Source organism: Pseudoalteromonas sp. DSM 26666 (assembly GCF_900116475.1).
In the GTDB taxonomy this organism is placed as follows: Bacteria; Pseudomonadota; Gammaproteobacteria; order Enterobacterales; family Alteromonadaceae; genus Pseudoalteromonas; species Pseudoalteromonas tetraodonis.
On sequence record NZ_FPAR01000001.1, the window covers coordinates 803,060 to 818,947 of the forward strand.

Consider the following 15,888-nt stretch of genomic DNA (forward strand, 5'->3'; position numbering starts at 1 on the left):
AGATAAAGCCAGTGTAAGATATTTTCAATTTAAGCGGTAGCGCTAAGGAGGAATTGGCGTTAATAAATCAGCATGTTAGCCAGTAGCTAGCTGATTTATTAAACGCACAGGACTCACTTTAGACACTGTGCGTTTTTATATTAAACCAACTATTGGTATGGGCTTATGCTAGATAAGCTAAAGTCACTTTGCATTATTACGTTACCATCAATGCCTTTGAGCTTAAGTGACAAGCCTGGATCTGCTTGCTGCCAATCAATGGTTAAATCGCCATAGTTAACATTATGCGTGTAATCACCGACACGATGTCTATTGGGGCTAACGTCTTTCCATTTTTCAGTCAGGCCTGAGCTGGTCATTTCAATGAGTGGGTAATCAAGATTGTGTTGATACCTTGAAATTTCCCCCCAATGGGTATCGCCGCTGATGATCACCACGCCATTTACGTGGTGTTTTTTAATTAACGCAAATAAACGGTTTCTGTCCTCTGGAAAATTTGCCCACGATTCCCAGCCAGTAAAATCAGGCAGTAACTGTAAGCTTGATGCAATTAGTTTAATCGCTGCTGGCTTTTTAAGTTCGGCTTCAAGCCATTGCCACTGCGCCTCCCCTAGCATAGACGCGCCTTTTACTTCGGTTGGACTGTACGGGCCTTGGTTATTTGCTTTACGCTTTGTAAAATACTCAAGTTCGCTCACTGAATTAAGCTTATCGCGATTAAAGCGTAAGTCAGGCATGATCACCTGCACGGTTTGCTCGCCTTCGCCATACATGTACGAGGTATAAATACCATCAGCACGGGTTCGGCGCGCTGAGTTTGCCGGTTCATCCCAAAAATCGAGCATAATTTGCCGTGATGCTTCTTTATGCGGGTACTCTTTACCCGCATCGTTTTGACCATAGTCGTGATCGTCCCACATGGCTATTAGGGGTGTATTTGCTTTTAAGGTTTTAAAGCCAGGCTTTTCCCCTAATCGTTGGTATTTATTTTTAAGCACGGCCATGTCGTTAGTATCGCCATAAATGTTATCGCCTAAAAATATAAACAAATCACCCTGCTCTTTATTAATCGCATTAAAGATGGGGATGTCTTTATCTTGATGCCCACACGAGCCAAACAATATTTTAGAGGGCGCAGCCATTGCGCCACCACTAATAACAAAAGCAAGTAACAGCGCTGAATGATTAAAAGTTTTTAGTAACTGTTTCATTTTAAAATCTCGTTAATAGCCGATGTCATATTAGGGTTAATCGTGTTTGGGTTTTGCCCAAGTGCTTTTAAAACGGTGGCGGCAATTTGCGCTTGTTTAAGCTCATTATCGGTTTTTATTAAGCCATTACCTTTAATTGTAGGGCCAATGGCAGCAAGCCAAATATGCTCTGAGCCAATAATTCCCTCAGGAAATGCCTTTTTACCCTGCTCCGACTTTGCTAATGCCCGTTTAGAGCTGTGATGTTGCCAATCGTTTGCGTAGCTGCCACGGCCGTGATCGGTAGTAACAATTAACGTAGTATTATTTTTATAACCTGCTGTGCTTTGAATGGTTTGCCATAAATCTTTTAAAAATGCATCGCTTTGTTTGGCCGACTTTAAGTAAGCATCGTAATGGCCATCGTGAGCAAAATCGTCAGTTTCCCCTAAGCTAATCACCAATAATCTTGGCTTTTTAGCCAGCATATAGGCTTTAGCAAATCGATAGGTAAAACTATCAAGCCGCACATTGTGCCATGGGCTGGGGATTTCTGTTTGTAATGCGTTTAACAGGGGCGCATCGGCAAATAAATCATCGGCAATAGGCATAAATCCTGCATTTACATACACATGACTACGCTTAGTATTTACAATGTAAGAAAACACATCCCAGCTACCAAATAAAGCCGTGCTGTTTTTAAATTCAGGCTGCGCATCTAATCGCTCTAAAATGGTTTTATTTGGATTAAATACTTTATCGTTACTGTTAATGTTTTCATCCACTTCGCCGGTAAGAATTTCGTTATAACCAGGGTATGAAAAATACCATGGATTACTCACTGACATCGCTGAGCCGTTTGCTCTGTCGCCCATAATTACGCCTTGAGTGGCAATCGTTTGTGTTAAAAACGGCATTAATAATTGCTGGCGCTGTTGCACCCTTTCATCCCAAAATTCATTGCTTAACTGTGCTGGTTGCTTAACAAATTCTTTATTATTGAGCAGGTTTTTATCGGCACCATTAAATACTTCCTGCCAGCGCACGCCGTCAAGGGTGACTAACACTACATTTTGTTGAGCAGCCAATGCCACATTATTAAACAATAAAATTAAACTTAACCCGATAATTTTTATCATGCTTTTCATGGTGTTCTCATCAACTTTATATAGTAAAAAGCCCATCGGTGATGGGCTTATATAAGGTTACATTAGGTTTAAAAAGTAGCCGTTAATGTAACCGCTGCTGTGCGTGGCGAGCCGATAAAGTAAGTACTCCCATTGCCCGTACCACCTGCCAAGTAACTTTTATCGGTAATGTTATAAACCACAAAGGCAATATCAACGGCTTTAAACGGGCCTGCGTTAACTTCGGCTGCATAACCTGCGTTTAAATCAAGCACGGTGTAGCTATCTACATCGCCACGCTCACCGGTGTATTTAGCCGATAGACCAAAGCGGAAATCGCCACTGTAGTAATCGGTTGATAGCACAAATAAATCATCCACTGAGTCAATTACTTTGCCTCCAGCTTCAAAGCCTGGCGCATCGCCTTTGTATTCAGAGCTATTATTGGTGTATGAGCTATATACATTCCACTCATTATTAAGCATATAACTTGCTGACAGCTCTAGACCTTTGGACTCAATACCGCCCACATTGAGGTACGAGCCGTTTGTGCCTATGGTGTAGTCTATACCGCCGGTATCGCTGCCAGGTGCTATAAAGGTGATGCGGTTATCAAATTCAATTGAATAGGCCGTTGCTGTTAATTTAAGTGCATTATTTTGATAGCGTACACCCAGGTCAATATTTTCAGCGGTTTCTGGCTTAATAGCTGATAAGTCAGAGCTATCGCGTTCAAGCACACCGTCTTTAATGGCGGCAAAGTTTTCGCTATAGCTGGTAAATAACTCAGTATTACTATTTAGCTGATACAAAATACCACCACTAAATAGAAGGTCTGAATCACTGTTTACTTTAGCTGTTGTGGCGTTTTTATAGTGGTCATACTTTTCTATATCCACTAAGTATTTTTTTACCCCTAGGTTTAAGGTAAGGTCGCCAAATGCCATTGAGTCTTGTGCATACCATTTAAGCGTATCAGTCTCAAAGGTGTTTTTGTATTGCGTCCAGTATGGGGTGTTATCAAAATGATGATAAATACGGGCATCGATTACTTTATGCCAATCACGCGACTCATCACGGTCGCTTTGCTCATACCAAAAACCCGCTTCTATATCGTGCATGCCAAAGCTAGCTTGATAATTAGCAGTTACCCCTAAACGATCTTTATTGTAATGAGTATGACGATAAGACATAACTGGCGTGGCATCAGCGTCGTAACATGCAGGGTTAAGCTCAGGACCCGACTCCCACGGCCAATTTAAACTTGCGGTACAACCTGCGTTCGGCGCAAGTGGATTACCGTTGCTATCTGTAAAGCCATAAGAGCCTGCGTTGGTGCCCCCCTCGGTGGTTGGGTTGCCATTTTCATCTACAGGGGATGTTAAATAAGGTGGGATCCAATCGCCTCGGCCTGAGTTTTTATGGTAATAAGGGCTAATGGTTAACAATGAGGTAGGTGAAATCGCGTATTCAAATTTTAAATAGCCTAGAGTATTTTCACGCAGGGTGCCCCAACCTTCTGCAAACATTTGGTCAAAGTGCGGAACGCCTGTCCAGTTCCATGTTAACTGATCCCAATCAGGGGTTTGCTCAAATTGCTCTAGGCTCACGCTATTGTAGTTGGTCTCGCTTACATCGTCGTACGATAAGCGCCCTGTAATAGTTAACTCATCAAGGGTGGTAACAAATTTCGCTTCAGCGTGTTGGTTATCTTTTCCGCCATTGCTGCCTGAGCCAATCCAACGGCTAGTATCGGTTTGTGAGTAACTCACGTACGCTTGGGTATTATCGAAAATGGTGCCAGTTTCGTGCTTAACATAATAACGCGAAGCATCGTGACTGCCTGAGGTATAAGCAAAGGTGGTGCTTTTATCTAAACTCGGTGCTTTACTTACAAAATTAAAAGTACCGCCTAATGCCTCTAATGAGGCCGATTTAATGTCTGAGGTACCTTGGCCAACTTCCACTGTCACCAAGTTTTCGCTATCGAGATAACGATTCGCTTTAGCCCCGCCACCATAATTAGAGCCACCATTAGGAATGCCGTCTATCGTCATACCTAATTGCTGTTGGTTAGAGTCAATACTAAAACCACGCATGGTAATGGTTGTTGACCAATCATCGCCACCAAATGCGTCGCCTTCGTTTATGCTAATACCTGGCAGGTTATCAATTACCGATAACACACTCGATACCGAGCTTTGTTGTTCTAGCATCGCAGGTTCAATAACGTTGTTTGCATAACTGGTTGGTTTTGCAGTAACAGTTACTTCTTCTATCACGTTATCGTTAGCATAAGCTGAAGTTGATACCGCCATGGCCACAGCCATGCTCAAAATCGATTTATTTTTTAAAGCGTACATTGTTGTCCCATTTGATTCTAATTATAAAAGGTAATTATGAAAGCGGGCACAGTCTATTTTTTAAGTATGACAACGAGGGGCAATTTTATTGACAAACAGGTTAAACAAATATGAGTTAATTATGACGTAAAGTAATCAAATCAAGCACATCGTAATTAAGAGCAATCAGACTAAAACAGCACCCAAAAGCCAAGGGACTCTCTAAAGTCATAAAATTTTCTCACTCTTTCTAACTGCAATTGATCAAAATCTTATTTAACTTAGATATAAAGAGTTAAGAGCCCATAAAGTGATAACTTTTAGCCCAAAAACACGGTTTTATACAAAGTTAAAAACCAATTTTGCAATCAGCTTTTTCTGGGCTATCTTTTTATTAACGCTTTAATTACAGGTAGCTGCACTATGTTTAATTTTTTCGCTAATAGCGCTGAGCAAGCATTAAAACAGTCTATTACGGCAATTGTTTCCATAGATGAAAAAAACAATATTGTCTTTTATAACAAAGCCGCGCAAAAATTATGGGGCTACACAGAAGATGAAGTACTCGGTCACAACATACGAAAACTAGTCCCTGACGAACATAAAACAAACCACGACGACTATGTAAATCATCATAGAGAAACCGGGCAAGACAAAATTGTTGGCAGCTACCGAGAAGTTGAGTTACAAACTAAATCGGGAAGTCGCATTTGGGTCGAATTAGCGCTTTCTCAGGTGAAAGTAAATAACAACAAACATTACACCGCTTTTATAAGAGATATATCAGCAGAGCGTGAAGCAAAAGAAATCAATGAGCAATCGTTAGAGCAAGCCCTTGATGCAGTTGTATGTATCGATGAAAATAATTGTATCACTTTGTATAACAAAGCCGCTGAAACACTGTGGGGTTACAGTAAACAAGAAGTAATGGGAAACAATGTAAAAATGCTAGTACCCCATGCAATACAACATAACCATGATGAGCTTGTAAATGCAAACCGAGACACAGGTGTCGATAAAATAGTTGGTACCAGTAGAGAAGTTGAAATTGAACGCAAAGATGGAACAACCGTGTGGGGGCGATTATCGCTATCGAAAATTAAATTAGCTAATCGCGTTATTTACACAGCTTTTATCAAAGATGTAACGCAAGAGGTAATAACTAGAGAAGAACAACGGATGTTGTCACTTGTTGCAAACGAAACAGACAACGCGGTAATAATCACCGATCCTAACGGCTATATTCAATATGTAAACAATGGATTTGAACGTTTAACAGGATACGCTTTAAGTGAAGTAAAAGGTAAGAAACCAGGCAGTTTTTTACAAGGCAAAGATTCTGACAAAAACATGATAGAAACGATACGTACACATCTTAAAAATCGAACTCCTTTTTATGGAGAAATATTAAACTATAAAAAATCGGGAAGTGCTTACTGGACCTCGCTATCTATCAACCCAGTAATAAGAGAAGGGAAATTAGAAAATTACATTGCAATTCAAGCTGATATATCTGAAGTAAAGCAAATGGCGCTTGATTTCACAAACAAACTAGAAACTATCGGCGAGTCTATAGCTATGTTGCAAGTGTCTCTTCATGGTGAAGTACTTGATTGTAACGAATTACTAAAAACGGCATTAAAACCCAATTTTTCTGTAGAAGAGTTTGCTAAAAATCTGATTTCTGATCTCAGCTTTGAAGAAAAAGCATTTTTAGACAAAAACAAACATATCTCAAAAACTTTTGAACTTGAAAAAAACAATCAATACAGTGCCTTTGATGCAAGAATATGTGCTCTTCGAGATGTTAATGGTCAAACCACTAGTTATATGTTTATAGGTTTAAACATAACGGAAAGAAAAAAAGCAGTTAATCAAACTCAAATATCAATGAAAGAATTATTAGATATAAGCCAAACCATCAGCAAAATAGTAGAAACAATTAATGGAATATCAGAGCAAACAAATTTACTTGCACTCAATGCTGCTATTGAAGCCGCAAGAGCAGGTGAAATGGGACGCGGTTTTGCCGTTGTTGCTGACGAGGTAAGAACTCTTGCAGGCAATTCAAAGGCATCTTCTGAAGAAATAAACGGCTACATAAAAGAAACGGTTACTAAAATTCAAGAGCTTGCAGAATTATCTAAAAAGATAGATTCATAAATCCGCTTTTAAGTAAGAAGCCCACATTTGTGGGCTTATTAGTGAGAACTCTTTAAAACTTAAACTAACTCAGCAAGCATTTCATCACTATAAGGAACCACTTCTTCGCCATTTTTAATTTTGCTAATGTAATCTGGGTTAGCAATAAGTGGGCGACCAATGGCAATTAAATCAAATTTATTATCGTTGATCGCTTGTTTGGCAGTTTCAAAACTATAACTACCTACACCCACTAAGGTACTTGCATAACCAGCTCGTAAAAATTCAGAGGTTGATTTACCTTCTAGTGAATCAAAACGCATGCTGTCGTCAAAAATACCGCCATGTAAATAGGCTAGTTTGCGGTTTTCAAGCTCAGGTAATAAGTAGTCAAATACTGCTTTATCACGGTTATCTTCGCTCATATTAAAGTAGGCACCTGGTGTTAAACGCATAGCGGTACGCTCATTGCCGACCACATCAATTATGGCATCAGTTACTTCGAGTGCAAAACGAGACATATTTTCTGGTGTTTGCCCATACTCGTCATCACGCTCATTGGCAGCATAATGTAAAAATTGGTCAATTAAATAGCCATTAGCACCATGAATTTCCACGCCGTCAAAACCTGCTTCCATCGCGTTTTCTGCCGCTTTAGCGTAGTCAGCCACTAAGCCTTTAATATCATCTTTAGTGGCAGCTTTTGGCGTAATATAAGTTAGCTCACGCATACGCGGTACTGAACCTTCAACCCCTATCGCCGATGGCGCCAGAACATCACCACCAAAAAAGTGAGGGTGAGCAACACGGCCAACATGCCATAATTGCGCGAACATTTTACCGCCATTGGCATGCACGGCGTCAGTGACTTTTTTCCAACCTTGAACTTGTTCATTAGTGAAGATACCCGGTGTATTTGGGTAACCTTGTGCATCGGCACGAATAATAATTGCTTCACTAATAATTAATCCTACATCAGCACGGCGAGCGTAGTAATCAACCATCGCTTGTGTAGGCACTAAATTGTCATCTGCCATACAACGAGTTAGTGGTGCCATTAGTACGCGGTTTTGCAGTTCAATGCTGTTATTTAATTTAAAAGGTGAAAGTAAGTCTATCGACATAATGTTTATCCTTTGTTGAATGTACATTCAAGATAAGGTCACTTGAATGAATATTCAAGTATAATTTTGAAACTTTGTTCAAGATTGCGTAAACTGCTTTACCTAAACGCTGCTTAAGGTAGGATTATTGTTGAGAGTTCGTTTTACCTACTCTGCCAACAAGAAGAGTCATTATGAGAACTGCAGAATTTGATACAGAGTTTGTACTGCGCCAAGCAATGGCGATGTTTATGCTTCATGGCTATGCAAAAACCAGTATGCAAAAACTTACTCAAGCAACCCATTTACATCCGGGCTCGTTATACGCGGCATTTGGAAGTAAAAAAGGCATTTTTTTAGCCGCTACTGAGCAATACCAAACCGATCGCAATACACAGTTTACGGCGCTGTTTGAGCACAGCAGTTGTATTTTAGATACGCTGAAACAATACCTTAATATCATTGTGCAAGAATGCGTTGACGGTGAAGCAACCAAAGTGTGCCTGCTCACAAAAAGCATTAGCGAGGTAGAGGGTAACGATCCACAAATTTGCCACGTATTGCGTACTAATTTAACTGCATATGAGCACGCTTTTGCGCAGCAGTTACAAAAAGCAATTGATAATAAAGAAATTACCAATGGCCGAAGTGCCATAGAGCTGGCACGATTTTGTGTTATGGGTATATATGGATTACGCACCTACGCATTAACAAACCAAGACCCCGACGCACTAAACCAACTAGCCAATGAGCTACTAGCAGCCATCAGCTAAACTAAATTTTAAAGCGCAGCAGCTCGCTGCTCTTTTTATACTCCACAGTGAGAGAGAGCCAAAAATGACCACCGATAATTTATCAAAGCAAGACGACGTAATTTTAGGCCTTGGCGCAAAAAAACGACTCGCATACATGTACGAAACCGTGCAGCAATTTAAGCAAGTGTGGATTTTAAACGATGACGACGGCTGCGTAATGCTCACTAACGAGGACGACGATTGCGTGCCGGTATGGCCAACACGAGAGTTCGCACAAGCCTGGGCAACCGGCGAATGGCGAGGCTGTACACCTAAAGCAATTCCAACAAACGATTGGTTTAGCCGCTGGACACCTGGCCTTGAAGAAGACGACTTACTGGTGGCCGTGTTCCCTACCGAAGAAGACGACGGCACAATTTTATTCCCTGATGAGTTTCAAGCCCAGTTGAGTAAATCAATTAGGAAGTACTAACTTCTAAAGCAGTGTTCACCTTAAACAAGCTTATTATAAGCATTAAAAGAAAAGTTTATTTACCAAAAGGTTATAAAGCATCTATTATAGTGTTGTAACTTACTTTTATAAAAATCGACCTGGGTGGACGTCAATTCCACCCCCGTAAAAAATCGAATAAAGTAATCAATGTTCAGGTAAATTTAATAAAAAATATACATTTATTTTCTGTGTTTAAATTGGGGTCTACATGCTGTTCAATTCAAAATATAAAAACAAAATTAATGAGTTAAATAACGAGTTAATTCAATTAAAAAAAACCAATGAAAAGCTTGAAGCGCAATTGTTAGCAGCAAACAGCGAGCAATCACAACAAAACGACAATGAAATAGCAAATGATACAGCCTTTGTAAAACAGCGTGAATTAAACACATTATCATTACAGTCATCTGATTTAATTAGTGACATCAGAGAAAGCTTAGCCTCAACTTCACATAAACTAATTAATGATATTACGTCATTTAAGTCATCCCAAGAATTACTTGATACAATTTTAGATATGTTAGCAACGACTTCATCGTCAACACATAATATCTCAAGAGATACAAAATCAGCCACTAAATCCGTTAAAGAATTGCAGTCAGTAACAATCGGAATTAATGATTTTGTAAACATAATTAAAGGGATTTCTGATCAAACAAATTTACTTGCACTCAATGCGGCTATCGAGGCCGCTAGAGCCGGAGAGCAAGGACGAGGCTTTGCTGTTGTGGCAGATGAAGTAAGGACGCTCGCTCAGCGCTCTTCTGATGCATCTAACGAGATCTCTAATTTAATAGCTAAGGTCAATGAGCAAATGCAAAGCGTTGTAACTAACATTACTAACGTTAGCGAAGAAAGTGATGGCATTGCAAATAGCTCATCAGAAATTGATGCTACCGCTAAAAAAGTGGTTGAACTATCACAAAATATGTATAGCGTTATTGTTAATTCAAGTGCCGATGCATTTATTCAAACAGTAAAAATGGATCACATTGTATGGAAATACGATATTTATAAAGTCATTTTAGGCCAATCAAATAAGACTGCAGAAGACTTTTCTGATCATACCATGTGTCGTTTAGGTAAATGGTATTACCAAGGTGAAGGTGCATTAAAATATTCAAGCATTAACGACTTTAAAGCATTAGAGCAACCACATGAAGATGTCCATAAGAATGGCTTTGCTGCTTTAGAAGCATTCCAATTAGGCGATATCAATACTGCTGTAGAAAAAGTATCTCTTATGGAGCAAGCAAGTTTTAAAGTAGTGGACATACTTAGCGCTTTATCACACAAAATTATGGACTACAACTGTAAATAAAATAGTCAAAAAACACCTCACTTTGCATAGCGTTATGGTTCATAATCATTTGGCTATGCATACCAAACTTATATAAATTAATCACAAACTAATGACACCTCCACCTAAGCACTGCTGTTCAATAATCAAACTAACTAAATTATTAACCCTTTAAGTAATCGTTAACTATATTTTAATGATAGTGGGTCACGGTTTACTGATTCACCTAACTAATTCAGCGGTATTAAAATACTCAGCCACATTGCAGCAATAATGGCACTGTCGTTTTATTCTTTTTATTTAGGTTTTAATTATGTTTAAAGTTCATTTTAGTGTTGTATTAGCGACGTTATTTACTTTGCCCGTATGCTCACAAGAAGCACAATCACTTGTGCAAAAAGCGTTAAGTAATGCGCCCACAATTATAAACTTATCAGCAAATCACCCTAACACCCTAGTAACGCCCGCTATTAATGAGCTCGATGCCAGCCCTGAGTCGGATTTAATTCGTTATGGGCGCTTATTAATTATTGATACCTATAAACAACTTCCCAATAACGTAAATAATAAGCTCAATTGTAGCACTTGCCATCTTAATGAAGGGCGTGTAGCCAAAGCCGCGCCTTATGTGGGCATGAATGTGCTATATCCAAAGTATCGTTCACGTAATGCAAAAATAAACACCATTGAAGACAGAATTAATGGCTGTTTTCAACGCTCAATGAACGGTCAGCCACTGCCTACTAATTCAGTGCCTATGCAGGCTATTGTCAGCTACATGAACTTTTTATCACAAAATATAAAAACCAAAGACGATCTGCAAGACAACACAGGTTTTGTCACTATTAATAAAGAGCTAGTACCAAACGCCGATAACGGAAAAACTCTTTACGTTCAGCACTGTGCAAGTTGTCACCAACTAGACGGTCAAGGCTTATATCCTAATAATACTTACATGTTCCCAGCCATTGCCGGCAGTCAGTCGTTTAATGATGGTGCAGGTATGGCACGCACTTACACCGCAGCGGCATTTATTAAAGGAAATATGCCATTGGGCCAAGAAGGCATGTTAACCGAGCAACAAGCTGTTGATATTGCTTATTACTTTTCACATTTAGAACGCCCTATTTTTGTCAATAAAGCGAATGACTGGCCAAAAGGTGGCGCACCAAAAGACGTGCGTCGATAAATAACTAAATAGGTAAATAAATTAAGCATCGCTGGCGTATTTAAGTCACTCAACGCCCCTCCTATTTACTGCTTTATATTTTACTCGCTCGTCAAAAAATGCACTATGGGGCATATAACTTAACAGCTCGTCGCAGTTAATTCAGACTTTATCGCAACCTAAGTGTAGTTACATTTAAGTCAACGTACTCTTACTTGATTAATGACAAGGTAACGACTGGTTACAATAATAAGAGAATGTAAATATGAAAACTTTACTCGCCACGGCAATCAGCTCGGCGTTATTACTTTCGGGCTGCTCTGAGCCAAATGTAAACGCTGACAACAAACAACAAACAACTGCGCAAAGTATTTCAGCGCAAGCACAACAAGCTACCAACCCATTATTAGAAAAAAGCACACTACAGTACGAAACCCCTGACTTTGCAGTCATCAAAGATGAGCATTTTTTACCTGCCTTTAATCAAGGTATGGCGCAGCAAATGGCGCAAGTACAAGACATTATTAATAATACAGCCCCTACGACTTTTGAAAACACCATCGTGGCACTTGAGCAAAGTGGCGAGTTATTAACGCGTGCAAGCAGCATTTTTTACAACCTTGCAGGCTCTAGCTCAAACCCAGCGCGTCGTGAGCTTCAAAAAGAACTTGCACCAAAGCTTGCAGCGCACAGAGACAACATCTTTTTAAATGATGCGTTATTTAAAAAAGTAGCCACACTTTTTGAAAAAACAGACTCTTTAGCATTAACAGCGCAAGAAACACGACTATTAGACGTTTACTATAAACGTTTTGTGCGCTCAGGCGCTCAGCTTAATGATGAACAAAAGCAGCAAATACGTGATATTAACTCATCGCTATCAACCTTAACGACACAGTTTTCACAAAACTTACTTGCGCTAAGTAAAAGTAATGTTGTCATCGTAAAAGACCAAAAAGAGTTAGCTGGCTTATCGGCAGGTCAAATTGAACAATTTGCTAATGCAGCCGCAGAAGCCGGCCACGAAGGGCAGTATTTAATTAAAATCACCAATACCACTCGCCAGCCTGTTTTAGCTTCATTACAAAACCGTGATTTACGCGAGAAAGTGTGGCGTGCATCTTCAGAGCGCGCGCTAGATGGTGAATTTAGTAATCGCGACATTGTTGCGCAACTAGTTAAATTAAGAGCACAAAAAGCAAAGCTACTTGGCTACAACAGCTGGGCTGAATTTGGTTTAGAATCGCAAATGGCTAAAAAACCACAAGCTGTATTTGATATGTTTGCTAGCATGGTGCCAAGGCTAACTCAAAATGTAGCGTTAGAAGCTGCCGATATTCAAGAAAAAATAAATGCATCTGCAGAGCAGTTCGAACTTAAACCATGGGATTGGTTATATTATGCCGAGCAAGTTCGTCAAGATAAGTACAACCTTGATGAAAAAGCAGTAAAAGAATATTTTGAGTTTAACCGTGTATTAGAAGACGGTGTATTCTTTACCATGAATCGTTTGTATGGCATTACATTTAAGCCACGTAACGATCTACCTGTGTATCACCCAGATGTAAAAGCATATGAAGTATTTGACGCAAATGGTGAAAGCCTAGCTATCTTTTTTGCTGATTATTTTGCGCGTGAAGGTAAACGTGGCGGCGCATGGATGAGCTCGTTTGTTAAACAGTCTGGCTTGCATGGGCAAAAACCTGTTGTTGTGAATGTTATGAACATTCAAAAAGGCGCTAAAGGTGAGCCGATACTTATTAGCTACGATGAAACAACCACTATGTTCCATGAGCTTGGCCATGGCCTGCATGGTATGCTTTCAAAAGTAAAATACCCAACCTTATCTGGTACGTCAGTATCAAGAGACTTTGTTGAATTCCCGTCTACGTTTGAAGAAGATTGGGCAATGCACCCTGAAGTAATTGCTAACTATGCTAAACATTATCAAACAAGCGAGCCGATTCCGGATGAATTACTTGAAAAAGTAATTAAATCAAGAAGCTTTAACCAAGGTTTTGATACGTTAGAATATGTATCTGCCGCTTTATTAGATATGGAATGGCATTCATTACCAGCAGATGCCCCACTGCAAGATATTGAAAAATTTGAGCAAGATGTTTTAACAAAACACGGCGTTAACGTGCCATTTGTGCCGCCGCGTTATAAGTCTGCATTCTTTTCTCATTCAATGGGGGGCGGTTACTCTGCAGGCTACTATGCCTACATGTGGAGTGAAATTTTAGCTGCTGATGCATTTGCTTATGTACAAGAGCAAGGAGGCTTAAAACGTGAACTAGGTGACAAATACCGTAAAGAAATTTTAGAAGTCGGTAACTCGCGTGACCTTATGGAATCGTTTAAAGCATTTCGTGGCCAAGAACCAGACACATCAGCCTTACTTAAACGTCGTGGTTTAACAGCCACGGTTGAATAACAAGCTGTTAGTAGAGCTTGATGGCTACATAGCCATTAAGCTCTGCTTTATGCTAATACATTAAACTTCAAACGCCCTCACCTATTTTTATGAGTATGCCCTACATAATAATTGCCCAGCAGCAAAGCGCCCCCCCACTTACCCAACCTGTTTAACCTTAGCCGAGCATGTATACGTTAAAACATCGGCATAAAAATAATCGGGTCACGCAAGCGATAAGTTAACAGGCTAAACTTTATTACAGGCACAAAAAAGGACGCCATAAGGCGTCCTAATATAGAATAATGGTGGAGAGAGAGGGATTCGAACCCTCGTTAGGGATTAACCTAAACACACTTTCCAGGCGTGCGCCTTCAGCCACTCAGCCATCTCTCCACAATGTTGCAGTGCAACAGCGCGCTATAGTATGAAATACACTTGCTTGGTGCAAGGCCTTTTTAACATCACGCTTTTAACTGCTCAATAATCAAACTAACTCCTCATAAGCAAATAAAAAAGGCGATACCTGAGTATCGCCTTTATCTAATGCGTTATATTACCATTTATTATTTTGCCATATTGGCTGTGAAATCAAGCATGCGATTTAACGATCTAAGTGCGCCTTCGCGTAAGTCCATATCGACAAATACTTCTTTGCCGCTAGCATCAATCAGTGCTTCCTCAATCGCTTGTAAGCCATTCATTGCCATCCATGGGCAGTGAGCGCAAGTTTTACACGTAGCGCCGCTACCGGCCGTTGGAGCTTCGAAAAACTCTTTCTCTGGGCATAGTTGCTGCATTTTATAAAAAATACCGCGATCGGTGGCTACAATAAACTTTTTATTGCTCATTGTTTGAGCAGCTTTAATTAGCTGGCTAGTAGAGCCAACTGCATCGGCGAGTTCAACAATTTCAGCCGGTGATTCTGGATGCACAAGTACGCCCGCATCTGGGTGCAATGCCTTCATGTCTTTTAAGGCTTTGGTTTTAAATTCGTCATGTACGATACATGCGCCGTTCCACATGATCATATCAGCACCAGTATTCTTTTGAATATAGCTGCCTAAATGCTTATCTGGGCCCCAAATAATTTTTTCGCCTTGCTCATCTAAATGCTCTACTATTTCAAGTGCACACGATGAGGTAACTATCCAATCAGCACGCGCTTTAACCGCGGTAGAGGTGTTAGCGTATACCACCACTTTACGATCTGGGTGTTGATCACAAAATGCTGAAAACTCATCCACAGGGCAACCAATATCTAATGAACAAGTCGCTTCAAGGGTGGGCATAACCACAGTTTTATTTGGGGTTAAAATTTTAGCGGTTTCACCCATAAAACGTACGCCCGCGACAATGATCATGTCGGCTTCGTGGCGAGCGCCAAAGCGTGCCATTTCTAGTGAATCGGCTACACAACCGCCTGTTTCTTCAGCGAGTGCCTGAATTTCAGGATCAGTGTAATAATGAGCAACAAGTACCGCGTTTTTTTCTTGCAGTAACTGCTTTATTCGCGCTTTATATTCGCCTTTTTCGTCTTGTGTTAACGGAGCTGGCTTAGGAGGAAAGATATAGCCTTCTGGCATAATAGTTTGAGCTAAACTCATTGTTCTCGACCACTTTATTTACAGTGTAATTAATAGTGCAAATTATACGAGAAACTAACACTAAATAATAGCAATCTAACAAGGCAGTTTATAAATAAAGATTAGGGAGATAGTCGGAAATATTTTATGTCGAAGAAAGTGTACCAGAAGTGGTGGGTCATGATGGACTTGAACCATCGACCAATGGATTAAAAGTCCACTGCTCTACCAACTGAGCTAATGACCCGCTCTGGTTTACTTATAAA

The 15,888-nt window shown here is 40.0% G+C and carries 11 protein-coding genes and 2 tRNA genes; 6 read left to right on the forward strand and 7 right to left on the reverse strand.

Annotated elements, in window-relative coordinates:
• Nucleotides 1-149 precede the first annotated feature (149 nt).
• From BM380_RS03585 to BM380_RS03595, 3 genes are all read right to left on the reverse strand, one after another.
• Nucleotides 150-1,211 carry an alkaline phosphatase D family protein gene (locus BM380_RS03585; protein ID WP_090492957.1) on the reverse strand — a complete coding sequence of 354 codons (1,062 nt, stop codon included), beginning with the start codon at nt 1,209-1,211 and terminating at the stop codon, nt 150-152.
• Complete coding sequence (locus tag BM380_RS03590) at nt 1,208-2,338, reverse strand: alkaline phosphatase family protein (protein ID WP_175527441.1); 1,131 nt, start codon at nt 2,336-2,338, stop codon at nt 1,208-1,210. Before BM380_RS03590 ends, BM380_RS03585 begins: the two co-directional genes overlap by 4 nt.
• A 68-nt stretch (nt 2,339-2,406) precedes the next feature.
• The gene (locus tag BM380_RS03595; RefSeq protein WP_090492961.1) at nt 2,407-4,680 is read right to left on the reverse strand and encodes a TonB-dependent receptor domain-containing protein; all 2,274 of its coding nucleotides are present in this window, start codon (nt 4,678-4,680) and stop codon (nt 2,407-2,409) included.
• A 402-nt stretch (nt 4,681-5,082) separates the two neighbouring features.
• Here BM380_RS03595 and BM380_RS03600 point away from each other — a divergent pair, with 402 nt between their 5' ends.
• A complete protein-coding gene (locus BM380_RS03600) occupies nt 5,083-6,822 on the forward strand; it encodes a PAS domain S-box protein (RefSeq protein ID WP_090492963.1) in 1,740 nt (579 codons plus the stop codon).
• Between the two features lie 59 nt (nt 6,823-6,881).
• Here the strand turns inward: BM380_RS03600 and BM380_RS03605 are convergent, their stop codons facing one another.
• On the reverse strand, nt 6,882-7,925 hold the full coding sequence (locus tag BM380_RS03605; RefSeq protein ID WP_090492965.1) for an alkene reductase: 1,044 nt from the start codon (nt 7,923-7,925) through the stop codon (nt 6,882-6,884).
• 173 nt (nt 7,926-8,098) lie between these two features.
• Between BM380_RS03605 and BM380_RS03610 the strand changes: the two genes are divergently transcribed.
• The 5 genes from BM380_RS03610 (at nt 8,099) to BM380_RS03630 (ending at nt 14,057) form a co-directional block, all read left to right on the forward strand.
• Nucleotides 8,099-8,677 carry a TetR/AcrR family transcriptional regulator gene (locus BM380_RS03610; protein WP_013464648.1) on the forward strand — a complete coding sequence of 193 codons (579 nt, stop codon included), beginning with the start codon at nt 8,099-8,101 and terminating at the stop codon, nt 8,675-8,677.
• Between the two features lie 64 nt (nt 8,678-8,741).
• Nucleotides 8,742-9,131: a DUF2750 domain-containing protein gene (locus BM380_RS03615; protein ID WP_090492967.1), complete on the forward strand. Its 390-nt coding sequence runs from the start codon at nt 8,742-8,744 to the stop codon at nt 9,129-9,131.
• 229 nt (nt 9,132-9,360) lie between these two features.
• The gene (locus BM380_RS03620) at nt 9,361-10,473 is read left to right on the forward strand and encodes a methyl-accepting chemotaxis protein (RefSeq protein WP_013464646.1); all 1,113 of its coding nucleotides are present in this window, start codon (nt 9,361-9,363) and stop codon (nt 10,471-10,473) included.
• Nucleotides 10,474-10,765: 292 nt separating this feature from the next.
• A complete protein-coding gene (locus tag BM380_RS03625; protein ID WP_090492970.1) occupies nt 10,766-11,641 on the forward strand; it encodes a c-type cytochrome in 876 nt (291 codons plus the stop codon).
• 244 nt (nt 11,642-11,885) lie between these two features.
• A complete protein-coding gene (locus BM380_RS03630; RefSeq protein WP_090492972.1) occupies nt 11,886-14,057 on the forward strand; it encodes a M3 family metallopeptidase in 2,172 nt (723 codons plus the stop codon).
• Nucleotides 14,058-14,342: 285 nt separating this feature from the next.
• On the opposite strand, the gene BM380_RS03635 is transcribed toward BM380_RS03630, so the two are convergent.
• From BM380_RS03635 to BM380_RS03645, 3 genes are all read right to left on the reverse strand, one after another.
• Nucleotides 14,343-14,432: transfer RNA gene (locus BM380_RS03635), tRNA-Ser, on the reverse strand.
• A gap of 170 nt (nt 14,433-14,602) precedes the next feature.
• Nucleotides 14,603-15,643, reverse strand: coding sequence for a quinolinate synthase NadA (gene nadA, locus BM380_RS03640; protein WP_016899824.1), 1,041 nt, complete (start codon nt 15,641-15,643; stop codon nt 14,603-14,605).
• Nucleotides 15,644-15,793: 150 nt separating this feature from the next.
• Nucleotides 15,794-15,869 (reverse strand) — tRNA-Lys (locus BM380_RS03645).
• Between the last annotated feature and the right edge of the window lie 19 nt (nt 15,870-15,888).

What these genes read in the sequence shown, in the direction of transcription:
- BM380_RS03585 (WP_090492957.1), bottom strand. Translation starts at nt 1,211, where the DNA reads ATGAAACAGTTACTAAAAACTTTTAATCATTCAGCGCTGTTACTTGCT.
- BM380_RS03590 (WP_175527441.1), bottom strand. Translation starts at nt 2,338, where the DNA reads ATGAAAAGCATGATAAAAATTATCGGGTTAAGTTTAATTTTATTGTTT.
- BM380_RS03595 (WP_090492961.1), bottom strand. Translation starts at nt 4,680, where the DNA reads ATGTACGCTTTAAAAAATAAATCGATTTTGAGCATGGCTGTGGCCATG.
- BM380_RS03600 (WP_090492963.1), top strand. Translation starts at nt 5,083, where the DNA reads ATGTTTAATTTTTTCGCTAATAGCGCTGAGCAAGCATTAAAACAGTCT.
- BM380_RS03605 (WP_090492965.1), bottom strand. Translation starts at nt 7,925, where the DNA reads ATGTCGATAGACTTACTTTCACCTTTTAAATTAAATAACAGCATTGAA.
- BM380_RS03610 (WP_013464648.1), top strand. Translation starts at nt 8,099, where the DNA reads ATGAGAACTGCAGAATTTGATACAGAGTTTGTACTGCGCCAAGCAATG.
- BM380_RS03615 (WP_090492967.1), top strand. Translation starts at nt 8,742, where the DNA reads ATGACCACCGATAATTTATCAAAGCAAGACGACGTAATTTTAGGCCTT.
- BM380_RS03620 (WP_013464646.1), top strand. Translation starts at nt 9,361, where the DNA reads ATGCTGTTCAATTCAAAATATAAAAACAAAATTAATGAGTTAAATAAC.
- BM380_RS03625 (WP_090492970.1), top strand. Translation starts at nt 10,766, where the DNA reads ATGTTTAAAGTTCATTTTAGTGTTGTATTAGCGACGTTATTTACTTTG.
- BM380_RS03630 (WP_090492972.1), top strand. Translation starts at nt 11,886, where the DNA reads ATGAAAACTTTACTCGCCACGGCAATCAGCTCGGCGTTATTACTTTCG.
- nadA (WP_016899824.1), bottom strand. Translation starts at nt 15,643, where the DNA reads ATGAGTTTAGCTCAAACTATTATGCCAGAAGGCTATATCTTTCCTCCT.